Source organism: Roseococcus sp. GW821-FHT12F05 (genome assembly GCF_058806835.1).
Window position 1 is genome coordinate 123854 of the sequence record NZ_JBXAQB010000007.1, and the last position, 22262, is coordinate 146115.

Annotated in this window: 25 protein-coding genes; 15 read left to right on the forward strand and 10 right to left on the reverse strand. The window is 70.7% G+C overall.

Features of this window, described 5'->3' with window-relative positions; translation table 11 throughout:
• The first annotated feature begins 116 nt into the window (after positions 1-116).
• Entirely contained in the window at positions 117-1592 is a 1476-nt protein-coding gene (locus tag AC1ROY_RS18505) for a gamma-glutamyltransferase (protein ID WP_493150335.1), read from the forward strand.
• On the forward strand, positions 1589-2758 hold the full coding sequence (locus AC1ROY_RS18510) for a pyridoxal phosphate-dependent aminotransferase (RefSeq protein WP_493150336.1): 1170 nt from the start codon (positions 1589-1591) through the stop codon (positions 2756-2758). Before AC1ROY_RS18505 ends, AC1ROY_RS18510 begins: the two co-directional genes overlap by 4 nt.
• 6 nt (positions 2759-2764) lie before the next feature.
• On the opposite strand, the gene AC1ROY_RS18515 is transcribed toward AC1ROY_RS18510, so the two are convergent.
• The gene (locus tag AC1ROY_RS18515; protein WP_493150337.1) at positions 2765-6205 is read right to left on the reverse strand and encodes an autotransporter domain-containing protein; all 3441 of its coding nucleotides are present in this window, start codon (positions 6203-6205) and stop codon (positions 2765-2767) included.
• On the opposite strand from AC1ROY_RS18515, the gene AC1ROY_RS18520 reads away from it, so the two are divergent.
• Positions 6204-6440, forward strand: coding sequence for a hypothetical protein (locus AC1ROY_RS18520; protein ID WP_493150338.1), 237 nt, complete (start codon positions 6204-6206; stop codon positions 6438-6440). The genes AC1ROY_RS18515 and AC1ROY_RS18520 overlap by 2 nt on opposite strands.
• Before the next feature lie 288 nt (positions 6441-6728).
• Here the strand turns inward: AC1ROY_RS18520 and AC1ROY_RS18525 are convergent, their stop codons facing one another.
• Both AC1ROY_RS18525 and AC1ROY_RS18530 read right to left on the reverse strand, forming a co-directional pair.
• Entirely contained in the window at positions 6729-7379 is a 651-nt protein-coding gene (locus AC1ROY_RS18525) for an MlaC/ttg2D family ABC transporter substrate-binding protein (RefSeq protein WP_493150339.1), read from the reverse strand.
• 8 nt (positions 7380-7387) lie between these two features.
• The gene (locus AC1ROY_RS18530; protein ID WP_493150340.1) at positions 7388-8197 is read right to left on the reverse strand and encodes an MlaA family lipoprotein; all 810 of its coding nucleotides are present in this window, start codon (positions 8195-8197) and stop codon (positions 7388-7390) included.
• Between the two features lie 194 nt (positions 8198-8391).
• On the opposite strand from AC1ROY_RS18530, the gene metF reads away from it, so the two are divergent.
• The gene (gene metF, locus AC1ROY_RS18535) at positions 8392-9330 is read left to right on the forward strand and encodes a methylenetetrahydrofolate reductase [NAD(P)H] (protein WP_493150341.1); all 939 of its coding nucleotides are present in this window, start codon (positions 8392-8394) and stop codon (positions 9328-9330) included.
• 9 nt (positions 9331-9339) lie between these two features.
• Here the strand turns inward: metF and AC1ROY_RS18540 are convergent, their stop codons facing one another.
• From AC1ROY_RS18540 to AC1ROY_RS18550, 3 genes are read right to left on the reverse strand one after another with little or no spacing between them, the layout of a single operon-like run.
• Entirely contained in the window at positions 9340-9696 is a 357-nt protein-coding gene (locus tag AC1ROY_RS18540) for a VOC family protein (protein WP_493150342.1), read from the reverse strand.
• Positions 9697-9726: 30 nt separating this feature from the next.
• Positions 9727-10566, reverse strand: coding sequence for a helix-turn-helix transcriptional regulator (locus AC1ROY_RS18545; protein WP_493150343.1), 840 nt, complete (start codon positions 10564-10566; stop codon positions 9727-9729).
• 51 nt (positions 10567-10617) lie between these two features.
• Complete coding sequence (locus tag AC1ROY_RS18550; protein WP_493150344.1) at positions 10618-10941, reverse strand: hypothetical protein; 324 nt, start codon at positions 10939-10941, stop codon at positions 10618-10620.
• A gap of 413 nt (positions 10942-11354) precedes the next feature.
• Between AC1ROY_RS18550 and AC1ROY_RS18555 the strand changes: the two genes are divergently transcribed.
• Complete coding sequence (locus AC1ROY_RS18555; RefSeq protein ID WP_493150345.1) at positions 11355-11843, forward strand: hypothetical protein; 489 nt, start codon at positions 11355-11357, stop codon at positions 11841-11843.
• Positions 11844-12073: 230 nt separating this feature from the next.
• Complete coding sequence (locus AC1ROY_RS18560; RefSeq protein ID WP_493150346.1) at positions 12074-12556, forward strand: anthrone oxygenase family protein; 483 nt, start codon at positions 12074-12076, stop codon at positions 12554-12556.
• Here the strand turns inward: AC1ROY_RS18560 and radC are convergent, their stop codons facing one another.
• The 4 genes from radC to AC1ROY_RS18580 form a co-directional block, all read right to left on the reverse strand.
• Entirely contained in the window at positions 12557-13291 is a 735-nt protein-coding gene (gene radC, locus AC1ROY_RS18565; protein ID WP_493150347.1) for a RadC family protein, read from the reverse strand.
• A 36-nt stretch (positions 13292-13327) separates the two neighbouring features.
• Positions 13328-14212, reverse strand: coding sequence for a LysR family transcriptional regulator (locus AC1ROY_RS18570; protein ID WP_493150348.1), 885 nt, complete (start codon positions 14210-14212; stop codon positions 13328-13330).
• Positions 14213-14265: 53 nt separating this feature from the next.
• A complete protein-coding gene (gene map / locus AC1ROY_RS18575; protein ID WP_493150503.1) occupies positions 14266-15072 on the reverse strand; it encodes a type I methionyl aminopeptidase in 807 nt (268 codons plus the stop codon).
• Between the two features lie 62 nt (positions 15073-15134).
• Positions 15135-16013: a methyltransferase domain-containing protein gene (locus AC1ROY_RS18580; protein WP_493150349.1), complete on the reverse strand. Its 879-nt coding sequence runs from the start codon at positions 16011-16013 to the stop codon at positions 15135-15137.
• A 64-nt stretch (positions 16014-16077) separates the two neighbouring features.
• Here AC1ROY_RS18580 and AC1ROY_RS18585 point away from each other — a divergent pair, with 64 nt between their 5' ends.
• From AC1ROY_RS18585 to AC1ROY_RS18625, 9 genes are all read left to right on the forward strand, one after another.
• Positions 16078-16692: a cysteine dioxygenase family protein gene (locus AC1ROY_RS18585; RefSeq protein ID WP_493150350.1), complete on the forward strand. Its 615-nt coding sequence runs from the start codon at positions 16078-16080 to the stop codon at positions 16690-16692.
• Positions 16692-18227 carry a rhodanese-like domain-containing protein gene (locus AC1ROY_RS18590; RefSeq protein WP_493150351.1) on the forward strand — a complete coding sequence of 512 codons (1536 nt, stop codon included), beginning with the start codon at positions 16692-16694 and terminating at the stop codon, positions 18225-18227. The genes AC1ROY_RS18585 and AC1ROY_RS18590 overlap by 1 nt, the downstream gene beginning before the upstream one ends.
• 176 nt (positions 18228-18403) lie before the next feature.
• Entirely contained in the window at positions 18404-19162 is a 759-nt protein-coding gene (locus AC1ROY_RS18595) for a ComF family protein (RefSeq protein ID WP_493150352.1), read from the forward strand.
• A 51-nt stretch (positions 19163-19213) separates the two neighbouring features.
• Positions 19214-19351: a hypothetical protein gene (locus AC1ROY_RS18600; protein ID WP_493150353.1), complete on the forward strand. Its 138-nt coding sequence runs from the start codon at positions 19214-19216 to the stop codon at positions 19349-19351.
• A gap of 37 nt (positions 19352-19388) precedes the next feature.
• Entirely contained in the window at positions 19389-19646 is a 258-nt protein-coding gene (gene grxC / locus AC1ROY_RS18605; protein WP_493150354.1) for a glutaredoxin 3, read from the forward strand.
• A 94-nt stretch (positions 19647-19740) separates the two neighbouring features.
• Positions 19741-20223 carry a DUF1178 family protein gene (locus tag AC1ROY_RS18610; protein ID WP_493150355.1) on the forward strand — a complete coding sequence of 161 codons (483 nt, stop codon included), beginning with the start codon at positions 19741-19743 and terminating at the stop codon, positions 20221-20223.
• Complete coding sequence (locus AC1ROY_RS18615) at positions 20220-21155, forward strand: DnaJ C-terminal domain-containing protein (protein ID WP_493150504.1); 936 nt, start codon at positions 20220-20222, stop codon at positions 21153-21155. Before AC1ROY_RS18610 ends, AC1ROY_RS18615 begins: the two co-directional genes overlap by 4 nt.
• On the forward strand, positions 21152-21418 hold the full coding sequence (locus tag AC1ROY_RS18620) for a chaperone modulator CbpM (protein ID WP_493150356.1): 267 nt from the start codon (positions 21152-21154) through the stop codon (positions 21416-21418). Before AC1ROY_RS18615 ends, AC1ROY_RS18620 begins: the two co-directional genes overlap by 4 nt.
• A 114-nt stretch (positions 21419-21532) precedes the next feature.
• Positions 21533-22078 (forward strand): ANTAR domain-containing response regulator, encoded by a 546-nt coding sequence (locus tag AC1ROY_RS18625; protein ID WP_493150357.1) that lies wholly within the window; start codon positions 21533-21535, stop codon positions 22076-22078.
• The last annotated feature ends 184 nt before the right edge of the window (positions 22079-22262 follow it).

Consider the following 22262-nt stretch of genomic DNA (forward strand, 5'->3'; position numbering starts at 1 on the left):
ACGCCCGAGGCAATTCCTGGCCCGCGGCGCGGCCTCGGTTGCCCGGGGGGACGAAGGCGTCTAATCCCCGTCGACCGGCCGGAATGCCGCCATCGAGGGAATCGAGCGCCACCCGCATGAACACGACCGCCAGGACCGCCACGCCCCGCCGCCCGACCCTCGGGAAGGCCCTCGCACTGGTCGTCGCCGGGCTCTCCCTCACCGCCTGCGAGACGGCAGGGAACCTTGCTTCCGGCATCGTCGGCAGCAGCATCCAGGCGGGCACGCCCGGCTTCGTCTCCGGCTTCCTGGGCGGCGCCGCCGGCGAGGAGCCGGTCGCCGTGGCCACCGCCCGCAACGTCCTCTCCGCCGGCGGCAATGCGGCGGACGCGGCCGTGGCGGCGGCCTTCGTCATGGCCGTGACGCTGCCGTCCCGCGTCGGCCTGGGCGGCGGCGGGGCCTGCCTCGTCTACAATCGCCTGCGCAACGATGTGGAAGCGATCTCCTTCCCGCCCGGCGCCCGCGCCAGCACCCCGGTCAACGCCGACCGCCCGGCCGCCGTTCCCCTCTTCGCCCGTGGCCTCTTCGCGCTCCAGACGCGCCTGCCGAACGGCCGCCCCTTCGAGGAGCTGATCGGCCCGGCCGAGCAGGCCGCCCGCTTCGGCATTCCCATGTCGCGCGCGCTGTACTCGGACCTGACCGCCGTGCAGGCGCCGCTCTTTGCCGATCCCGAGGTCCGGGCCGTCTTCGGGCGGGGCGGCAGGGTCATCCCGGTCGGCGACAACTTCCAGAACCCGCCGCTGGGCGGGACGCTTGCCGCGCTGCGCATCTCCGGCGTGGGCGACCTGCACCAGGGCGGGCTGGCGCGCCGGCTCGAGGAGGCCTCGGGCCAGATCGGCGCCGGCACCATCACGGTCGCCGAGCTGCGTGCCGCCCTGCCGCAGCTCCTCCGCCCGGTCATCGTGAACGGCCGCAGCGGCGACCGCATCGCCTTCCTGCCGCCGCCGGCCGATGGCGGCCTGGCCGCCGCCGCGGCCTTCCAGTCGCTCCAGGCGGGCCAGTCGCCGGACGCCGCCCAGGCGCGGGCGATGGCCGTGGCCTCGGCGATCCGCGCCCGCGGGGGCGACCCGATGGCCATCCTCGCCGCGACCGACCTCCCGGGCGGCGGGCTCGGTGACCTGCCGGCCAGCGCTGGCCTCATGGTCTACGACCGCAACGGCAATGCGGTGACCTGCGCCTTCACCATGAACAACCTCTTCGGCACGGGCCGCATCATGCCGGGGATGGGCTTCCTGGGCGCCGCGGCGCCCAATCTCGGCCGCGTCCAGCCGCCGCTGCTCTCGGCCGCGATCGGCTGGAGCCCGAACCTCCGCGCCTTCCGCATGGCCGTCGCCGGCTCGGGCCAGCAGGCCGCGCCGATGGCGGTCGCCGGCCCGGTCGCGGCGCAGATGCTGCGCGATGCCGGACCGGACACGGTGATGCAGACGGTGCCAGATCCGGGGCGGGCGCAGGTCGGCATGTGCCCGCGCTACCTGCCGGGCTATCAGGCCCTCTGCACCACGCTGACCGATCCGCGCGGCACCGGCGTGGCGCTCGGCGCCACCGACCGGTGACCCTCAAGACGGGGAGGGGGGCCGAGGCCCCGCCCTTCATCGTCATGGACGTGATCGCGGCCGCCAATGCGAGGGCCGCGAGCCTGCCGCCCTCCGCGCCCGGCATCCTGCGCATGGAGGTGGGCCAGCCCGGCTCCGGCGCGCCGGCCGGCGCCATCGCGGCGGCCATGGCGGCGCTGCAGTCCGGCCACCCACTCGGCTACACCGAGGCTTTCGGCCTGCCGCCGCTGCGGGCCCGGATCGCGCGGCACTATCTCGAGCATTACGGCGTCACCGTCCCGCCCGCGCGCATCGCGGTGACGGTCGGCGCCTCGGGCGCCTTCCCGTTGGCCTTCCTCGCCGCCTTCGACCGCGGCGACCGGGTGGCCATGGCCGCGCCCTTCTACCCGCCCTATGCCAATATCCTGACGGCGCTCGGCATGGAGCCGGTGCTGCTGGAATGCGGGCCGGAGACACGCTTCCAGCCGAGCCTGGCCATGCTGGAGGCGCTCGATCCGCTGCCCGACGGCCTCGTGGTCGCGAGCCCATGCAACCCCGCCGGCACCATGCTGACGCCCGACGAGCTCGCCGCCATCGCCCGTTGGTGCCACGCGAAGGGCGTTCGGCTGGTCTCGGACGAGATCTACCATGGCCTCTCCTGGGGCACGGTCGCCGAGAGCACGGCCGCCGCCTTCAGCGACAGCGCGATCGTCGTCAACAGCTTCAGCAAGTACTGGTGCATGACGGGTTGGCGCATCGGCTGGCTGCTGCTGCCGGAGGACCTCGTCCGCCCGGTCGAGTGCCTGGCGCAGAACATGTTCATCTCCGCGCCGCACGTGGCCCAGGTGGCGGCCGAGGCGGCGATGGACTGCATGGAGGAGTTGGAGGCGAAGAAGGCCGCCTATGCCCGCAGCCGCGCCCGCCTGCTGGAAGGCCTGCCCAAGGCCGGCTTCGACCGGATCGCCGCGGCCGACGGCGCCTTTTACCTGTGGTGCGACGTCTCGCACCTCACCAATGACAGTGTGCAGTTCACCGCGCGCATGCTGGAGGGCGCGGGTATCGCTGCGACGCCGGGCGTGGATTTCGACCGCGCGCGTGGCGGCCGCTTCCTGCGCTTCAGCTATTGCGGCGCCGAGGCGGACATGGCCCAGGCGCCGGAGCGGCTCGCGGCCTGGCTCGGGCGGTAGCCTCCCTTACCAGGTGAAGCGCAGGCCGCCCGTGACCGCCTGGACGGAGCCGGATTCCCGGATGTCCGCGGCGTAGTTCACGAAGACCGCCAGGTTGTGCGGCAGCTTCACCGTGGCACCGGCGCCGGCCAGCAACACGTCGCGGCCGGGCCGCGCGCTGGTCACGCGATATCCCGCGGAAGGCGCCCCGAGGAAGGCCGCATTCGTGATCGCGGTGGCGTCGCCGAAGTCGTGCGCGTAGCCGAGCCGCAGCGACGGAGCCACCGAGATCCCCTCCGAAAGAGCGATCTCGCGGTCCACCCGGATGCTGGCCGAGGTGCGGACCGCATCGATGCTGGTCCGGTTCACGGCCAGGCCGAGCCCTCCGGCGCCGGTCTCGGCCAGAGCGTCGCGGCCGGTGTGGTCGAGGCGGACCGCCACCGAGGGCTCCAGCCGCCAGCCCTGAAGCATGTAGGCGGTGCCGAGCCGCGCCTGGGCGGAGACGCCCGACCCATCCACCCGGCCACGGGCGCCGACGCCGAAGATGCCGAGGTCGCGCCGCGTCGTGTCGCCCGTCATGTGGCCGCCGAGCTGGCCGTCCAGGAAGTAGCGCCCCAGCGAGAGGCTGCCATAGGCGATGAGATGAACCGCGTCGGTGTCGGTCTTGGCGCTGGTCCCGCGCGAGGTGAACCTCCCGTCGGTATGCCCCACGGCCAGGCCGAGGACGGCATTCTCGACGCGCATGTCGGCGCCCGCGATGAAGCCGGCAGTGTTGCCGGAGAAGCCAGGCGCGGCGCCGGAATAGACACGCTGGTTCTGCCCCAGCGCGCGGATCCAGGCGGTGCGGCCCCGCCCGTCGGCCAGGGTGGTCGCCCGCCCGCCGGAGGTGTCGCCGCCGCCTCGCAGGCCGGAGAGCTGGTCGTCCACCGCGCCCCCCACGAGGCGCTGGGTCTCCCGGTCGGCCAGGATCTGGTCGCCGTAGGCTGTGCCGGCGAGCCGGTCGAGCGTGGGCGCGATGGCGGCGCCGGAGAGCTGGTACAGCCGGCCGAAGGCGTCGCCGAGGCCGGCGCCCGGACGGACACCGGGGATGGGGCGCAGCGCGTCGAGCGCCGCGCCGACCGCCACCTGGTTGTCGGTCTGTCCGAGGCCGAGCGCCGCATAGGAGCTCGGCGCCAGCGCCAGGGAGACGGTCTGTGCCGTGTAGACGGCCTCGAAACGTGTCCCGGCCGGGAGGCCGGCGCCCGGCTGCGCGATGCCCGAGAAGGAGCCGAGCGCGCCGCCCTGCGCCTGAACCACGGTGAAGGTCTGGCCGAGGCTCGGCGTGAAGCTGTTGGTGGCGGAGCCGGTGATGCCGCGGAGCATGGGCTGGATCGTCCCTGCCGCCGTGAAGCTGTTGCCCGCGCCCTGCACGATCACGCGGCCGTAATTGCCGGCGCCGCTGCCCGTGCCGGTGCCGTCGATGTCCAGCGCGAGGGTGGAGCCCGGCTGCATCGTCACCGGCGCGTTGAAGGTCAGGGTGCCGGGCGAGTTGCCGGGGTAGAGCGTGCCGGAGACGAAGGTCGGCGCGTTCACGATGCCCGAGCCGCGCAGCACGCCGCCGGGCTGGACCTGGATCTGCTGGGCCGAGACCACGCCGTTGTTGGCGAAGGTGCCGTTGCCGACCACCAGCGTGCCGTTCACCTCGGCGTCACTGGAGAAGAGCACGTTGCCGGCGCCGGTCTTGCTCAGCTGGCCGTTCAGCGTGATCGGTCCGAGCAGCGAGACCAGGAAGCCGTTGGTGTCGATGAGGCCGCCGCCGCTCGTGACGAGGATGGGCCGGTTGGAGGTGATGTCGGCCAGCGCCTGCAGCGTGCCGTTGTCGAAGGTCAGGCTGCCGGTGCTGGCGCCGAGCGCCGCGTCGTCGGCGATCCGGAGGGTGGCGCCGCGGATGACGGTGCCGCCGCTATGGGTGTTGGCGCCGGTCAGGGTCAGCGCGCCGCCACCGGTGACGACCAGGCTGCCGGAGCCGCTGATCGTGCCCGCATAGGTCCCGGCCGAGCCCTGGTTGAAGACCAGGGTGGCGTTGTTGACGATCGATTGGCCGCGGATCGTGGAGGTATCTCCAATCAGGGTGCCGCTCTGGATGCTCCAGTTCTGGTCGGCGAGCCCGCCGCCGCTGCCGGAGGTCAGGGTCCAGGTGCCGTCGCCGGTCTTGGTGAAGAGGCTGAAGCCCTGGTACTGGCCCGCGGCCGCGCTCGCGGTGCCGACATAGGCGGTGCCGTTGAAGGAAAGCCCGCGCTGCGCCGGGGTGCGGTCGATCTGGCTGACGTCGAAGCTCGCGCTGCCGGAGCCGCCGAGGGTCAAAGTGTTGGTGCCGATGGTCGACAGGCCGTCCCCGGAGGTGCCGCCGGTCACCAGCCCGGTGATGGAGGAGCCCGGCAGCACGATCAGCGTGCTGTTGCCCGTGCCGAACCGGATGGCGGTGCCTCCGCCGGTGGTGGCGATGCTGCCGGAGTTGGTGAGGGTCGCGGCGGCGGCGCCGGTCACGATGGCGGCGCCGGTCGCGGTGATGCTGCCCGTGTTGCCGATGGAGACGCTGCCGGAGGCGGCGTCGGCGGTGATGCCCATGGCGCCCGACAGGCTGCCGGCGTTCTGGACGGAGACCAGCCCCCGCTGCGTCCAGGCATAGATGGCGGAGTCGTTGGGAGCGATGATCGTCCCGGTCGCGGTATTGGTGACCGTGACGTTCCCCCAGCCGGCCTCGCCCGTGTCGAAGCCGGCCTGGGCGTTGATGCCCTGGTAGGAACCGCCCGGGGTCGCGAGGCGCGTCTCGATGCGGCCGCTGTTGGTGGCCGTGGCGTTGCCGGTCTGCGACGCGGCCTGCATGCCGATGTTGTTCAGCGCCAGCAGCGAGCCGCTGTTGCTTGTGACGACGTCGCCGTTGTTCGACCAGGCGATGGCCGCTTGCTTCGTCGTCGAGGTGACCGAGCCCGAGTTCACGATGGTCGCGGTGCCGTTGTAGTCGATGGCCCGGATGCCCGCGAGATAGGCCGACACCGTGCCGCTGTTGGTGATCGTGACCGGAACCGGCGAGGTGTTGCTGAACCCGCCATCGGCATAGAGGCCGCGGTTGTCGGTGGAGGTCACGAGGCCTGAATTGGTCAGGCTGACGGAGCCGTTGTTGGTCGTGGCCGTCAGGCCGTCGGCACCGGTCGCGGTCACCGTGGCGGCGCTGTTGACCACGATGTTCCCGCCCCACTCGTTCCGCACCCAGAGGCCGCCGAAGCCGCCGTTGGAGATCAGCGTCACGTCGGGGCCGAGCGTGACCGAGACGTCGACGACGGGCCCGCCCGGGATCGTGGAGGCGACGACGATCGCGCTGTAGCTCGGCGAGTCGATGGTCGTGTTGTTGACGATCAGCGTCTCGGTGAGGGGACCAGTCGAGGGGTCGGCGGGGACCAGGTTCAGGTAGCCGCCCGAGACGTTCATGTCGCTGATGATGGCGGTGACGCTGCCGGAGCTCGGCCGGATGTCGATCGTGCCGCTGTTGCAGCTGATCAGGGCGTCACCGGGGGTGACCTCGCAGCCGGCCTGGACCGTTTCGGGCGCCGCGAGGCAAGCGGCGGCCAGGACGACAAGACTCGCCTTGGGGGAGCGTTTACTCCGAATTCGATGCCGGCGACCGCAATTCAAGGCAAGTTTCGGCATGTCGGAATTCTTCTGACCCGCGTTGTTTCGTCCCGGGTATAAGTCGTAAAGCTTAAAATATTATGATCAAGAGGGGTTTGTTACGATATTTTCGAATTTTGGCGGATATATATTTCGTCCTCATGGAGGGCGAAGAAATATATAACTGGTAAAATTATGAAGGACGGTTGGAGAAAAATCCCCGTCCAGACGACGACGCGCCTCGGCACCTGGCACCTGTCCGGCGCTGGCCACGACGATTTGAAGCGGAGAGGAGGCGACGGCGCCGTTGGCCCGGCCGGGGATCGACGCCGAAGGGCTGGCCTCAGGACCGCTGCTGGAGCTGCTGCAGCTGGTTCCGCATCGCCGTCAGCAGCGCCGAGACCTGGTTCCCGCCGCGCTGGATCACCGCGCTGTACTCGCTGCGCTGCGTGAGCCGGAGCGATGTCCCCTCCGCCACGAGGTCCACGATGCGCGGCTGGCCGCCCACATCGGCCACGCGCCAGTCGAGGTTCATGGCCGCGCTGTTCGGCCGCTCCACGACGGTGGTGACCAGCGTGTCGTCCTCGGTGCGCTGCTGGCTGCGGCCGAGCGCGAAGCGCACGCCCTGGTACTCGCCGAAGCGGGCGGCCAGGTTGCGGATCAGCGTCTCCTCGAAGAGCCGCAGGTATTCCTGCTGCTCGGCCGGGGAGGCGACGCGCCACCAGCGGCCCAGGATGAAGCGCCCGGTGCCCTCCATGTCCACGGCCTGGCGCAGGATGTTCGCCACGCGCTCACGCCGCTGCGGCGGGGTCATGGTGGGGTTGTTGAGCACGCCGACCAGGGCGTCGCCCGTCGTCTGGATGAAGGCGGTGGCGCGGCCGGTATCCATCTGCGCGGCCGCCGCGAAGGTCCTGGCGAAGGGCAGGGCCGCCAGGAGGGCCAGCAGGGCGCGGCGCGTCGGGCGCGCCTCGTGCCGGAAAGCTGTCTTGGTCATTTCAGGCCTCAGGGGGCAGTTGGGTTGCGCGGAGGCACGGGGACGCCCACGCCGATGCCGTAGCCGGTGCCGCCGGCGGCGTCAGGCGCCGTGAAGCCGGTGCCGTGGATCTCGGCATTGCGGCGCTGGCGATAGGCGCTGCGCAGCGTCGAATAGGGATCGAGCGAGGAGCGGTTCAGCTCGTCCAGCGCATCCAGCACGCCCTCGCGCGCATCGATGAGGGCGATGCCGGCATGCGCCCAGCGCAGCGCCTCGACCACGCTGCCCTGGCCGAACCAGAACCAGGGGCTCGCCACCGCATCCACGCCGAAGCCGAACAGGTCGCGCGGGTTGGACGGGCCGAGGACGGGCAGGAAGAGGTAGGGCCCCTCGCCGACGCCCCAGACCGCGAGGGTCTGGCCGAAATCCTCGCTATGGCCGGGGATGCCGAACTGCCAGTCCGCGACGTCGATCAGCCCACCGATGCCGAGCGTCGAGTTGATGAGGAAGCGCGCGGCGGTGTGGGCCCCGCGGTCCACATTGCCCTGCAGCACGTCGTTCATCAGGATGGTCGGTGCGCGCAGGTTGCCGAGCGCGTTGCGCACGCTGGTACGGACCGGCTGCGGGAGCACGAACCGGTAGGCCTGCGCGGCGGGCCGCAGCGCCACCGTGTCGATGGCGTCGTTCACCGAATACATCGCCCGGTTGAAGGGCTCGATCGGGTCGTTGTTCGCGCGGAATTCCTCCAGCGCCTCGGGGTCGCTGGCTGGCGGGCGCGCCGCGCAGCCTGCCAGCCCGACGAGCAGGATCGCTGAAGCCAGGAGGGGAGCAAAGCGCATGGGCGAAACGGGACCTTTCAGAGCGAGCTTCCTAACCCGGACGAAGTCATGCCGTTTCAGCTTCATGCACATTTTCGCGAGCCACAGCAAGTTGCTCAACATGAAGGCCTAAAGGACGCGCCCCCCGTCCGGAGCCTGTCCCTGACATGGCGAGCCCCTTGCATTAAGGAAGGGGGGACGCCAAAGCTTCGTTCATGGACGCCTCGCCCCCCAACACCCTGGAACGCTGGCTGACCGGACCCCGGGTCGGTACGCTGCCCTCGCCGTCGAGCCTGCCGGCGCCCAAGCTCTCCTTCGAGTTCTTCCCGCCGAAGAACGAGAAGCTGGAGGCCGACCTCTGGACCTGCATCCGGCGGCTGGAGCCGCTGGCGCCGCGATTCGTCTCCGTCACCTATGGCGCGGGCGGCTCCACACGGTCCCGCACGCACGACACGGTGGCGCGTCTCGCGAAGGAGACCTCGCTGACACCGGCCGCGCACCTCACCTGCGTGGGCGCCACGCGCGACGAGGTGGACGAGGTGGCGCGCGCCTATTGGGACGCGGGCGTTCGGCATATCGTCGCCCTGCGCGGCGACCCGCCGGCCGGCGCCTCCACCTACGAGCCTCATCCGGGCGGCTATGCCCAGGCGGAGGATCTGGTCCGCGGTCTGCGCCGGATCGGCGATTTCGACATCAGCGTCGGCGCCTATCCGGAGGTCCATCCGGCCGCGACCTCCGCCGTGGCCGATCTCGACTTCCTGAAGCGGAAGATCGACGCGGGCGCGAACCGCGCCGTTACACAATATTTCTTCGACACCGACGTCTACCTGCGCTTCCTGGACCGCTGCCACGCGGCCGGCATCAGCGCGCCGATCGTGCCGGGCATCATGCCGGTCACGAACTTCGCCAGCGTGAAGCGCTTCTCCGCGATGTGCGGCGCCTCGGTGCCGGGCTGGCTGGCGAAGCTCTTCGAGGGGCTGGACGAGGATGCCGACACCCGCCGGCTGGTGGCCGCGACGGTCGCGGCCGAGCAGGTCCGCATCCTGCAGGCCAACGGCGTGGACGAGTTCCACTTCTACACGCTGAACCGACCGGACCTGACCTACGCCATCGCGCATATCCTGGGTGCCCGGCCGGTCGCCGCCACGGCCTGAGGCCGCGGATCAGCCGGCCTTCATGCAGACCGCCTCGACGTTGTTGCCGTCGGGATCGATCAGGAAGGCGGCGTAGTAGGCCGGTCCGTAGTTGGGCCGGGGTCCCGGGGCGCCATTGTCCTTGCCGCCCGCCGCGAGCCCGGCCGCGTGGAAGCGATGGACGGCCTCGTGGTCCGCCGCCTTGAAGGCGACATGGGCGCCGCCCGCCGCCGCCTCGTCCTCGCTCAGCCAGAGCGCCTCGTCGCCCGAGCCGTAGCCCGTGCCGTCCTCGGCCAGGGATTTGTGCCCGAGCGCGCCCATGACGGCTCCATAGAACCGCGCGGCGGCGGCGGTGTCGCGGACCTTCAGTCCCACATGATCGTACATGGCAGATGCCTCCTCGTTGCTGGGGAGGGGTTAGATCGCCCTGGACGAAGGAACTTGGTAAATCTTGCGATCGGCGCTCCGCCGGAAGGCGCGGGGCGACATGCCGGCCGCACGGCCGAAGGCGCGCACGAAGTTGGAGAGGTCGGCATAGCCGGCCTCGAAGGCCACCTCCGTCACCGGCATCTCCGTCTCGCCCAGGAGCTTTGCCGCCCGGTCCAGCCGCACGCGCAGCAGGTACTGGTGCGGCGTGACGCCGAGGGTGCGGGAGAAGATCCGCAGGAAATGGAAGGGGCTGAGCCCGGCCTGGGAGGCGGCATCGCCAAGGCTCGCTTCCTCGCCGGCCTGCGCCTCCAGCCAGAGCGCGGCCGAGACGGCGAGGCGCCGCTCGCGGGGGCTGGGCGCGCGGCGGGCCGAGCGGCCGCGGCGGCTCAGCTGCCGGAAGCGCGCGACGGCGAGCAGGGCGGCCTCCTCCAGCCCGAAGCGGTCGCGCTGACGGGCGCGGGCCTCGACGAGGCGGCCGAGCACGGGCATCTCCGCCGTCGGCGGCAGGGTGCCGATGCCCCATTCCGCCTCGCCCAGCATGTCGATGGTGCCCAGCGCGATCTGCACGGAGAGGCAGCGGTCGCCATGCGGGTGGTGGACATGGCTGCAGGTGAAGGCGCGCCCGGGCGCGCCCACCAGCACCGAGCCGCGGACCAGGTCGAAATCCTCCCGGCCGCAGCGGCAGGAGAAGCTGCCAGCACGGACGAAGGCGAGCGAATGATGCGTGTGATGCTCGACCACCGCCGGCGAATCCGCCCCCGCCGCGCAGAGCACGTCCACGACCTGGACCAGGTCGGTGCGGAGCAGGGGCATGGCGGTCAGCGTCAAGGGGGCGGCCTCTCCCGAAGGGCCGATTCTAGAGCTTCGGTGTGCTTCGAGTCAGCCCTGTTCTTCGGCATTCACCAGGATGGAGAGCACCTGGACGCGCTCCGGCAGCTCGATCAGGAACTCCTCGTCGCGCGGCAGGTGGTGGATGCGCGTTGGGTCGTCGCCGGCGAAGACGGACATGGCGCCGATGCTTTCCCAATAGGAGATGGTGACGAACTCTGTCTCTGTCGCGCGGTCCTCCCGGAAGAGCTGGACGGCCAGCGCCTTCTCCTCGAGCGGCGCGATGCCGGCCTCGCGCAGATAGGGCTCATAGGCGTCGGCCTTCGCGCGCGTGGTGCGGCCGCGCCAGATGCGGGCGATGGTGGCTTCCGTCACGTGGCTTCCCTCCTCGCGGGGCTGGAGGGCCTGGCGTCGGCGGAACATGGGGAGGACTGGTTGACGAATATACATCGGCTAGTCCCGGTCCGTTGGAGACATGCGTGGCATCTCGTTCCCCTTTCGGCGCCCTGGAAGCGGGCATGGCAAATAGGTTAACGGGCCGGGAAAGAAGGCGTTGCTGCGCCCTGTGAACGGATCAAAGCCCGGTTTCCACGGCAGGTGATGCAGCGCGGCCGGGAAATGCCCGTGCTCGCCCGACCGCTTCACGCAGGCCTCACGGGGATTTTACGGGCGCCTCCTATTCATCCGTTCGCATGATCTCCGGGTCCTTGCCGTCGATGGCCAGCGCCATCGACGGCATTTCGTCCTTCCTTGAGGCGAGGCCGGCCCGGTGACGGATGGAGGAACCCATGATGCCCAGCCGCCACACCCTGCCTGCCCGCGCGACGCCACCCATGCCGATCATGCGGCGGATGGGCTTTTTCGTTGGCCTGTCCCTCTGCATCCATATCGCCTGGATCGCTTCGGCCGCGGCGCAGAATCGCGCCAGGCTCGAGGATGCCGCCCGTTGGGCCGTGCGATCGGCGATCCCGGATGGGGTCGATGACTGGCCAGTCTTCACCGACATGCGCCTCCAGCCCCGGGTCGATTCCGCCGGGCGGGCGGTTGTCGTGGTCTGCGGCACCCTGGAATTCGCTGATCCCTTGGCGGGGCGGACATACTTCGTGGTCCTGCTCGCCCCGGATGCCCGCGAATGGCGGGAATCCCTCGGGCCGCCCGTCTTCTTCGGGCCTCTTCGCGCCGAGGGTTCCGTGCCGATCGCGGTGCTTTGCGACGGGGCTGGACCCCAGCCACCCTCGGACGCCGATCTGCACACCGCCGTGGCTGCCCCGCCGTAACCCCGGGATCAGGGCCGCTCGTCGGGTAGTGGCAGCGATGGCTCGCAACTGCCGGAGCAAACCGGTCGTTTGGGGATCGGGCCGTCCGCGTATGGAGACGAGGCGGGAACTCGATCCCCTTTTTCGAGGCGTCTTGGGACACGCATTGCAATGGGTTAACGAGCGGGCCGGGCGCAGGTTGTCCGAAGGCGAACGGTGTCCGGAACGAAAAGGCGGGGAAACGCGCATCGATGAACCATCTCGTTATCATCCTGCTCTGGTTCTCCGTCCTGGGCTGCGGGGTCTTGGCGGGGGTCTATTTCACCTTCTCTGGCTTCGTCATGGCGGCGCTCGGCCGGCTCGAACCAGCCGCGGCGGTGGCGGCGATGGTCTCGATCAACCGGACGATCCTGCGCTCGGCCTTCATGCCACTTTTTCTGGCGACGACGGGCTCGGCCGTGGCGCTGGCCGTGCTGGCACCCTTCCACTGGGACGAGCCGGAAACCCTGCCGATGCTCTTGGGGGGCCTGATCTACGTGACCGGGATGTTCGCCTGCACGGTCGCCTTCAACCTGCCACTGAACGATGCGCTGGCCGAGGCCGATCCCAAGGGTTCCGGGGCCGGCGCCGCCTGGGCTGGCTACCGGCGAGACTGGACGCGATGGAACCACGTGCGGACGGCGTCGGCTGCGATTGCGACCGCCTGCTTCGTCGCCGCGCTCAGGGCGGCCTGATCAGAGGAGCCCCTGGGCCCGCATCGAGAAGGGCATGCCGCGGCCGATGACGAGATGGTCGTGCAGCGCGATCCCCAGCGCGGCCGCCGCGGCCTTGATGTCGCGCGTCATGGCGATGTCGGCATGGCTCGGCGTCGGGTCGCCGGAGGGGTGGTTGTGCGCCAGGATCAGCGAGGAGGCGTGCAGCTCCAGCGCGCGGCGCACCACCTCGCGCGGATAGGCCGGCGTGTGGTCCACGGTGCCGCGGCCCATCACCTCGTCGGCGATCAGGCGGTTCTTCACGTCGAGGAAGAGGACGCGGAAGTGCTCCGTGCGCTCGCGCGCCATGGCGGCGGTGAGATAGGCGACCAGGCTGGCGCTGTCGCTCAGCACGGGCTGGCTTTTCACCACCGCCTCGCCCAGCCGCAGCGCCGCGGCCTGCACCGTGCGCAGCGCGGCGATCCCGGCCTCTCCAAGCCCTTCGATGCTGCGGAGCTCGGCCGTGGTCGCGCTGAGCGCGCCGGCGAAGCTGCCGAAGCGGGCGAGCAGCATCTTCGCGATGGGCTTGGTGTCGCGCCGGGGAAGGGCCAGGAAGAGCACCATCTCGATGAGCTCGTGGTCGAGCAGCGCCGAGGGGCCGGCCTCGATCAGCTTCTTCCGCATCCGCGCGCGATGGCCCTCGGCGCCAGGCGATGCGTTCGGCGCCTCGATCGGGAAGAGGCCCCCGGCCTCGTCGAGGCCCCGTTTCGCGGACATGCGGTCGATTCCTGACGAGTCAGGGAAAGGATCGCATCAGGCCCGCATCGCTTCAATCACCGCGCGCAGCCCGGCCGACATGTTCCTTCGGCTCGGATAGTAGAGGTGGAACCAGTCCTCCGGCGCGCACCACTCGTCGAGGCAGCGGATCAGCGTGCCATCGCGCAGCTCGCGCTCGGCACGGTTCTCCCAGACATAGGCCAGCGCCCCGCCGGACAACGCGACCTGGACCATGAGCTCGTGGTCGTCAAGCGAGACCGGGCCGGTGGGGTGGAAGGCGAGGGCCTCGCCGTTGCGGGCGAACTCCCAGGCGTAGGGCGTGCCGTTCGGGTAGATGTTGCGGATGCAGGCGTGCCCTTCCAGCTCGCGCGGGGTCTTCGGCGCGGGGCGGCGGGAAAAGTAGTCCGGCGAGCCCACCACGGCGAAGCGCAGCCGCGGCTTGATCCGGATGGCGATCATCCCCTCGCGCAGGCTCTCGCCGAGGCGGATGCCGGCGTCGAAGCCCTCCTCGACGATGTCCACCAGCCGGTCGGTCGCGACCACCTCGATCTCCAGCCGCGGATTGTCGCGGATGAGGGGGCCGATGATGCCGCCGATCAGGAAGGGCGCGATGGAGTTCGGCACGTTGATCCGCACCTTGCCGAAGGGCGTGTCGCGGAAGCGGTTCAGCGCGTCCAGCGCTGCGCCGATCTCGCCGAAGGCCGGGGAGAGCTGGGCGTGCAGCATGCCGCCCGCATCGGTCAGCGAGACGCTGCGGGTGGTCCGGTTCAGCAGCCGGAGGCCGACGCGCTCCTCCAGGTTGCTGACCGCATGGCTGATGGCCGACGCCGTGACGCCCCGCTCCTCCGCCGCGCGGCGAAAGCTGCGGTGTCGGGCGACGGCGTCGAAGGCTGCCAGCTCGGAAAGGTCCGTCGCGCGCATTGCTGAATCCTACTCACCTTCCGGCGGAGGATTGGCAGCTTAGCGCGCGGCAATCAGATCGCGTAGGGCGGCTTGGTCAGCCCGCCGGGCGAGAGGGTGAAGATCTCGCAGCCCGTCTCGGTGATGCCGACCATGTGCTCGAACTGCGCCGAGAGGCTGCGGTCGCGCGTCACGGCGGTCCAGCCGTCGTCGAGGATCTTCACCTCGGGGCGGCCGGCATTCACCATCGGCTCGATGGTGAAGAACATGCCCGGCGCCAGCTTCGGGCCTTCGCCCGGGCGGCCGAAGTGCAGCACGTTCGGCGGCTCGTGGAATTTCCGGCCGATGCCGTGGCCGCAGAAGTCGCGGACGATCGAGAAGCGGTGCTTCTCCGCATAGACCTGGATGGCGTGGCCGATGTCGCCGAAGGTGTTGCCCGGCTTGGCCATGGCGATGCCGCGCATCATCGCCTCGTAGGTCACGTCCATCAGCAGCCGCGCCTTGGTGCTGGCGGCGCCGGCCACGTACATGCGGCTGGAATCGCCGTGCCAGCCGTCGAGCAGCGCGGTCACGTCGATGTTGAGGATGTCGCCGTCCAGCAGCACGCGCTCGCCCGGGATCCCGTGGCAGACCACGTGGTTGATCGAGATGCAGGAGGACTTGGTGTAGCCGCGATAGCCCAGCGTGGCAGGTACGGCGCCGCGCTCCACCATGTAGTCGTGGCAGAGCTGATCGAGCTGGCCGGTGGTCACGCCCGGGCGCACATGCTCGGTGATCATGTCGAGACAGGCGGCCGCCAGCGCGCCGGCGCGGCGGGCGCCCTCGAAATCCTCGGGCGTGTGGCGGGTGATGCGGCGCGATTCGGCGCCCTGGTTGTCCATCTCGAAAAGGTCCGGCGTGTACTCTGGTTGCAATGCAAAGATGCGCCCCGGGGGCGCCCGGTTCAACCCGGTTTCTCGCCGGCCTTGATCTCGACGCTGCCAAGGGCCTCCGCGAGGCGGGCATTGGCGCTGCCGGGACGGGCCGGCTTCTGCTGGCTCTCGTGGGGGCTCCATCCGGTCATCACCAGGAGGCGGAGCTCCATGTCGAGGTCGAGGCGCGAGAAGGCGAGGGGGAAGAATTCGCGCGGCGGAATGCGGGAATCCCGTGCGTTGACGGCATTGCTCTCCCCCGCTGCGCGCAGGTCGGAGACCAGGGCCAGGGGGTTCCGATAGATCATCGGCAGCCGATCCTGGTCCGCGACGGGGATCGCGAAGCCGGCGCGCTGCAGCAGCCCGGCGAGGTCGCGCAGCTCCGGGAAGGGGGAGACGCGGGGCGAGACGCCGCCGCGGGTCTCGGCCTCGGCGGCGTTCAGTGCCTCGCGCAGGCCCTGCAAGGTGCCTAGCCCGGGGAGGGAGGCGAGGAAGAGCCCGTCCGGAGCAAGCGCCTGGCGGATCTGGATCAGCGCGCCAGGCAGGTCGTTCACCCAGTGCAGGCTGAGGCTGGCCACGATCAGGTCGAAGCTGCCGGGCGCGAAGGGCAGCCATTCCTCGTCACCGGCGACGGCCAGGCCGCCGGCGCGGCGTGCCATGGCGGAGGAGAGGTCCATCGAGACGACGAAGGGGATGCCGCGCGCGCGCAGCGCCGGTGCTACCGCGCCGCGCCCGCCCAGATCCAGCGCCCGGGAGAAGCGGTGGGTGGTGTCGTCCAGCCGGTCGAGCAGGCTCACGGCCGCCGCGTCCAGCACGGGCGAGACCTTGCCGATGGTGGCGGCCGCCCGCTCGCGGCGAAGGGCCACCAGGGCGCGGTCGAAGATGTCGGGCGGGTTTTCCACGTCCCTCATCTGCGACTGGTGGCGCGGGGACGCAAGCGGGACTATCGTTCCCGGAATTCCGGAGGAGCCTCAGATGAACACGATGGATGTGAAGGCGGCCCGCACCGCCGCCGTGGCCGCGACGATTGGCCGCATTCGTGAGATCGAGTCGAGCATGGGCGTCACCCGCCCGGCCCTGGAGCGCATCCGCGCGGAGCTGATGACGCTTGCCGCGCAGGAGCATCTCTTCCCCAGCGCCGAGTTCCCGCCGCCGCCGAACGGCGAGAAGGGCAGCAACCGATACATGCTGCAGGAGGACGAGAACAACCGCTTCGCCCTCTACATGAACGCGCTGAACCCCGGCAATTCGACCAAGCCGCACGACCACACCACCTGGGCCTGCGTCGTGGCCGTGGACGGGCAGGAGCTGAACAAGGTCTACGAGCGCCTGGACGACGGCAAGGATCCGGAGCGCTGCGAGATGCGCGTGAAGGAGGAGATCATGGTGGAGCCGGGCCGCGGCATCTGCCTGATGCCGGAGGACATCCACTCCATCCACACCACGGGTGACCGGCCGACCCGGCACCTGCACATGTACGGGCTGGCGCTGGAGAAGCTCGACGGCCGCCGGGCCTTCGACGACCAGACCGGCGTGGTCTCCTACTACAACAAGAACTTCATGAAGCCGACCTCGGGCGCGAAGGCCTGATGCGTTTCGTCACGGCGGCCGACCTCAAGGCCTGGATTTCCCGCGGCGGCGAGCTCGCGATCCTCGACGCGCGCGAGGAGGGCGAGTTCGGCCATGGCCATCTCTTCTGGGCCGTGCCCTGCCCGCTCTCGAAGAAGGAGCTGCGCGCTCGCGCCCTGCTCCCGCGCAAGGCCACCCGCTTGGTCTGCGTGGACGGCGGCGAGGGGCATGCGGCCAAGCTGGCAGAGTACCTCACTTCCATCGGCTACACCGACGTCCATGTGCTGAAGGGCGGCACGCCGGCCTGGAAGGCGGCGGGTTACATCGTCTTCACCGGAGTCCACGTGCCGTCCAAGGCCTTCGGCGAATGGGTCGAGCACCATTACGGCACCGAGAGCCTCGACCCGCCCGAGCTCCAGGCGCTGGTCGATTCCGGCAAGCCGATGGTCATCCTCGACAGCCGTCCGATGGATGAATACGTGAAGATGACCATCCCCGGCGCCGTGAACGTCCCGGGCGGCGAGCTGGCCTACCGCATCGGCGACCTCGTGCCCGATGCGGGCACCACCATCGTGGTGAACTGCGCCGGCCGCACCCGCAGCATCATGGGCGCCGAGAGCCTGCGCCGCGCCGGCGTGCCCAACCGCATCGTCGCGCTGCGCAACGGCACCATGGGCTGGGAGCTGGCCGGCTTCACCGTCGAGCGCGGCCAGACCCGGACCTATGATCCCGGCACGCCGAAGAGCGCCGATCTGGCCCTGCGCCGCGCCTCTGCCTTTGCCTCCGAGAACGGCGTGAAGGTGATCAGCCGCGCCGCCGCCGAGGCCATGCTGGCCGACGACAGCCGTACCACCTATGCGCTCGACGTCCGTGCGGCCGAGGAATACGCGGCCGGCCATATCCCCGGCTTCCGCCACGCGCCGGGCGGGCAGCTCGTGCAGGCGACGGACCAGTGGGTCGCGGTCCGTGGCGCCCGCGTGATCCTCGCCGACGACGACACGGTCCGCGCCCGCATGTCGGCCGCCTGGCTGCGCCAGATGGGCGGCTGGGAGGTCTATGTCGTGCAGGACGCGATGAAGGGCGCCACCGTCTCCGGCGCCTGGAAGCCCGAGGCGCCAGAGGTGAAGCCGGCCCCGACGGTCACGCCCCAGGCCCTGGCTGCCGAGACGGGCGTGACGGTGGTGGACCTGGCCCGCTCCATCGACTTTCGGGCCGGGCACATCCCGGGCTCGGTCTGGGCGGTGCGCGGGCGCATCCCGAAGATCGACGGGCCGGTGGTGATCACCGCGCCGGATCCGATGGTGGCGCATCTCGCCGCCGCCGAGGTGCCGAGCGCGCGCGTGTTGGAGGGCGGCGTCGCCGCCTGGAAGGCTGCCGGTCTGCCCGTCGCCGCCGATCGCCAGACCCCGCCGGACGAGGCCTGCGTCGACTGGTACCTCCGCCCCTATGACCGGAATTCCGGCATCGAGGCGGCCATGCACGAGTACCTCTCCTGGGAGATCGATCTCGTCCACGAGGTCGAGCGCGACGGCGATTCGCGCTTCGGCGCCTGGTAGCCGCGTCCGATGATCGGAGCGCGGCTTCGCGCGGAGGTCTGAATCGGCCGCGCCGCGAACCCTCGTCCGATGATCGGAGCGCGGCTTCGCGCGGAAGTCTGAATCGGCCGCGCGGCGAACCCTCGTCCGATGACGGGAGCGCGGCTTGGCGCGAAGGTCTGGATCGGTCGCGCCGCGTGCTCAAGCGTCTGGGCGCCGGGCTTCTCAACGCCCTGCTGCCGCCCATCTGCCTCACCTGCGATACCCCGGTCGGCGAGCAGGGCGGGCTGTGCCCCGCCTGCTTCTCCCGCCTTTCCTTCGTGACCGCGCCGCTCTGCGAGGTCTGCGGCGTGCCCTTTCCGCATGACGGCACCGGGTCGCGTCAGCCGGAGGGCTTCTGGTGCGAGGCCTGCGTGGCTGCGCCGCCGGCCTTCTCCGCCGCCCGGGCCGCGCTGCGCTACGACGACGGCGCCAAGGCGCTGATCCTCCCCTTCAAGCACCGCGACCGCACCGAATTGGCCCGCCCGCTCGCCCGCCACATGGCCCGCGCCGGCGCCGATCTGCTCCGCACCGCCGACCTGCTGGTCCCGGTCCCGCTGCACCGCTGGCGGCTGTTCCGGCGCCGGCACAACCAGGCGGCGCTGCTGGCCGCGCAACTCGCGCGGATGTCGGGCAAGCGCTTCGATCCCATGCTGCTGCGGCGCGTGCGCGCCACGAAGCCGCTCGGCGAGCTGGGCGCGCGCCAGCGCGAGGTGGCGCTGGTCGGTGCCTTCGGGCTGGCGCCCAGGGCAGGGCGGAAGCTCGCGGGCCGCCGCGTCTTGCTGATCGACGACGTGCTGACCAGCGGCGCGACGGCCGATGCCTGCGCGCGGGTGCTGCTGCAGGGCGGGGCGGCCGCGGTGGCGGTGCTGGCCGCAGCGCGCGTGCCGGATCCCAGGATCGAGCGGCCGTCTTAATCGCCGATTAACCTCTCTCTGCCAGTCTGGTGGCGGCAACAGGAGGCGTTCATGCCCTTCGACGGAAAAACTCCGCCGCCGCGCTCCCAAGGGCGCAACCACGATTGGCGCGGCTTCCTGATCGGGCTCTTCGGCGTGCTGGGCTTCGCCTTCGGCATGGCCGTCCTGACGCAGGAGCTTGCGTGGTGACTTGAAACTCCCGCCCGGCAGATCTCTTATAACACGCATGGCACAGGTTGAAATCTACACCCAGGACTTCTGCCCCTATTGCGACCGGGCTCGCGCCCTGCTCGAGCGAAAGGGCGTCGAGTTCCGGGAAATCGACGCCCCGCGCGGCAGTCAGGCCCGCAAGGACGCGACCGAGCGCTCGGGCGGCCGCACCACCGTCCCGCAGATCTTCGTCAACGGGCAGTCCATCGGCGGCTCGGACGAGCTCTCGGCGCTGGATCGCGCCGGCAAGCTGGACGCCCTGCTGGCGGCGTGAAAAACGCCCATCTTGTCAGGCATGTATATGCCTCCCCATGTGGAGAGCAGATGACCGATTGCCATTCCGGCCTTTCCGGTCGAGGTTCCAGGGAATGATCCGCTTTTCTCTCCGTTGCGAGAACGACCACCAGTTCGAGAGCTGGTTCAAGGACGGCGCCGCCTATGACCGCATGGCCGAGGTGGGCCTCGTCGAATGCCCGGTCTGCGGCGACGCGCATGTCTCCAAGGCGCTCATGACGCCCGCCGTCGCCAAGGCGCCCGGCGTGAAGGGCCGTCCCGAGGTCGAGGCGCCCGCGAAGGTCCCCGCGCCCACGCCGCCCGCCGATGGTCCGCGCCACGCCGCCGGTCCCATGCCCGCGCAGGTCATGGCCCTCCTGCAGCGCATGCGCCAGGAGATCGAGACGAACTGCGACTATGTCGGCCCTGAGTTTGCCAAGGAGGCCCGCCGCATCCATGACGGCGAGGTCGAGGCGCGCGGCATCTACGGCGAGGCCAGCGACGAGGAGGCGGAGGCGCTCCGCGACGATGGCATCGACATCGCGCGGCTGCCCTGGGTTCCGCGCTCGGACGGCTGATGGCGGAAGATCCTTACAAGGTTCTCGGGGTTCCGCGCGACGCGACGCCGGAGGCGATCAAATCCGCCTACCGCAAGCTCGCGCGCAAGCACCATCCCGACCTGAACCCCGGCAAGCCTGAGGCCGAGGAGAGGTTCAAGGCCGCCTCGGCCGCGAACGACCTCCTTTCCGACCCGGAGCGTCGCGCCCGTTACGACCGCGGCGAGATCGACGCCGAGGGCCAGGAGAAGGCGCCGCCCGGCTTCAACGCGGGCGGCGGCTATCGGCGTTACGCCGAGGAGCCCCACGGGGCGCGCTACGGCGCGGCGCCGGAAGGCATGGACCCCGGCATGTTCGAGGACATCTTCGCCGATATCTTCGAGGCGCGGCGTCGTGCCGAGGCAGGACCGCGCCGCGGCATGGACGAATCCTACCGGCTGAACGTCGCCTTCCTCGACGCGGTCAGCGGCGCCACGCGCCAGCTCACCCTGCCGGACGGCAAGGCGCTCAGCGTGAAGATCCCGCCCGGCGTGGTGTCCGGCCAGGTGCTGCGCCTGCGCGGCCAGGGCCAGCCCGGCCGCAACGGCGGCCCGGCCGGCGACGCGCTCATCGAGCTGGAGGTCGCGGAGCACGAATTCCTCAGGCGCGACGGCAACGATCTGCGCATGGACCTGCCGGTGACGCTGAAGGAGGCGGTGCTCGGCGGCCCGGTGGTGGTGCCGACGCCTCACGGCTCGCTGCGCGTGAACCTGCCCGCGGGAAGCGACAGCGGCCGCACCATCCGGCTGCGCGGCAAGGGCGTCGCCGAGCACGGCAAGCGCCCGGCCGGCGATCTCTTCCTCACCCTGCGCGTGACGATCGGCAAGCCCGACGCCGCGCTGGAGGATTTCCTGCGCGGCTGGGAGCCGGAAAACCCGGAGGACCCCCGCGCCGGCATGGAGTTCGGGGAATGATCACCCTCGACATCCTCTGCGCCCGCTTCGTCACGCTCCGCGAGGACGATCTCCGGCGCTGGATCGGTGAGGGCCATGTCCGCGCCGAGCGGCGCGAGGGCGACCTCGTCTTCGAGGAGATCGACGCCGAGCGCGTGCGCCTCATCCTCGAGCTGCGCGACGTGATGCAGGTGAACGAGGAGGCGCTGCCCGTCGTCCTCTCCCTGCTGGACCAGCTCTACGCCCTGCGTCGCCGCCTGCGCACCCTTGGCGCGCTGGACTGACCTTCCCCGTCTGGCCCTTCCCCTGCCTGGCCCCGACGTTGCATGTTGCACCGCGGGGGAATGTCGGACGGCGTGGCTTTCTGACCGGGGGCATGGGCGCTGCGGGTCCTGTTGGTGGATGGTGAGCCTGAGCGCGCGGAGGCGGTGCGCCTGGGTCTGGAGGCGGCCGGCTGCACTGTCGTGGCGATCGCGCCCGACGTGGCGGAGCTGACGGCGCGCGTCCGAGCCAGCCAGGCCGACGTCATCGTCTGCGATCTCGACGACCCCCAGCGCGACGCCCTCGAATCCATGCGCGCCCTGAACCGCGACGAGCCGCGGCCGGTCGTCCTCTTCGCCGAGCGTGGCGATCCCGAGCAGATCGAGGCGGCGCTGGAGGCCGGTGTCGCCGCCTATGTGGTGGAGGGGCTGGCCCCGGCCCGGGTGCGGCCCGTGCTGGAGGTCGCGATCCGCCGCTTCCGGGCCCACGAGGCGCTGCGGGCCGAGCTGGCCGAGGCGCGCGCCACCCTGGAGGAGCGCGACCTGATCGGCCGGGCCAAGCGCCAGCTCATCCGGGACGAGGGGCTGTCCGAGCCCGAGGCGCACCGCCGGCTCCAGCGCATGGCCATGGAGCGACGGCTGAAGCTGGGCGCGATGGCCGCCGCCTATCTGTCCAAAAAATAGGCAATAAGGCGGACATCGAGCCCGTTCGTGCCGAAGCGCCCAATCGGCGTGCAAGATTCCGCTTGATCGATCCCCGCGCGCCGGATATCTGCCGAGACACGGGCGGGATGCAATGGCGCATCCCAGGCAAGCCCTCCTTCCCACCGACGGTCCATGACGGCCCGTCCGAGTTGCGGATTCGAGC

Excerpts from the sequence above, each read along its gene's own strand:
- AC1ROY_RS18505 (WP_493150335.1), top strand. The coding sequence starts at position 117 with ATGAACACGACCGCCAGGACCGCCACGCCCCGCCGCCCGACCCTCGGG.
- AC1ROY_RS18520 (WP_493150338.1), top strand. The coding sequence starts at position 6,204 with ATGTCGCTGATGATGGCGGTGACGCTGCCGGAGCTCGGCCGGATGTCG.
- AC1ROY_RS18515 (WP_493150337.1), bottom strand. The coding sequence starts at position 6,205 with ATGAACGTCTCGGGCGGCTACCTGAACCTGGTCCCCGCCGACCCCTCG.
- AC1ROY_RS18525 (WP_493150339.1), bottom strand. The coding sequence starts at position 7,379 with ATGACCAAGACAGCTTTCCGGCACGAGGCGCGCCCGACGCGCCGCGCC.
- AC1ROY_RS18530 (WP_493150340.1), bottom strand. The coding sequence starts at position 8,197 with ATGCGCTTTGCTCCCCTCCTGGCTTCAGCGATCCTGCTCGTCGGGCTG.
- metF (WP_493150341.1), top strand. The coding sequence starts at position 8,392 with ATGGACGCCTCGCCCCCCAACACCCTGGAACGCTGGCTGACCGGACCC.
- AC1ROY_RS18540 (WP_493150342.1), bottom strand. The coding sequence starts at position 9,696 with ATGTACGATCATGTGGGACTGAAGGTCCGCGACACCGCCGCCGCCGCG.
- AC1ROY_RS18555 (WP_493150345.1), top strand. The coding sequence starts at position 11,355 with ATGATGCCCAGCCGCCACACCCTGCCTGCCCGCGCGACGCCACCCATG.
- AC1ROY_RS18560 (WP_493150346.1), top strand. The coding sequence starts at position 12,074 with ATGAACCATCTCGTTATCATCCTGCTCTGGTTCTCCGTCCTGGGCTGC.
- radC (WP_493150347.1), bottom strand. The coding sequence starts at position 13,291 with ATGTCCGCGAAACGGGGCCTCGACGAGGCCGGGGGCCTCTTCCCGATC.
- AC1ROY_RS18570 (WP_493150348.1), bottom strand. The coding sequence starts at position 14,212 with ATGCGCGCGACGGACCTTTCCGAGCTGGCAGCCTTCGACGCCGTCGCC.
- map (WP_493150503.1), bottom strand. The coding sequence starts at position 15,072 with ATGGACAACCAGGGCGCCGAATCGCGCCGCATCACCCGCCACACGCCC.
- AC1ROY_RS18580 (WP_493150349.1), bottom strand. The coding sequence starts at position 16,013 with ATGAGGGACGTGGAAAACCCGCCCGACATCTTCGACCGCGCCCTGGTG.
- AC1ROY_RS18585 (WP_493150350.1), top strand. The coding sequence starts at position 16,078 with ATGAACACGATGGATGTGAAGGCGGCCCGCACCGCCGCCGTGGCCGCG.
- AC1ROY_RS18590 (WP_493150351.1), top strand. The coding sequence starts at position 16,692 with ATGCGTTTCGTCACGGCGGCCGACCTCAAGGCCTGGATTTCCCGCGGC.
- AC1ROY_RS18600 (WP_493150353.1), top strand. The coding sequence starts at position 19,214 with ATGCCCTTCGACGGAAAAACTCCGCCGCCGCGCTCCCAAGGGCGCAAC.
- grxC (WP_493150354.1), top strand. The coding sequence starts at position 19,389 with ATGGCACAGGTTGAAATCTACACCCAGGACTTCTGCCCCTATTGCGAC.
- AC1ROY_RS18610 (WP_493150355.1), top strand. The coding sequence starts at position 19,741 with ATGATCCGCTTTTCTCTCCGTTGCGAGAACGACCACCAGTTCGAGAGC.
- AC1ROY_RS18620 (WP_493150356.1), top strand. The coding sequence starts at position 21,152 with ATGATCACCCTCGACATCCTCTGCGCCCGCTTCGTCACGCTCCGCGAG.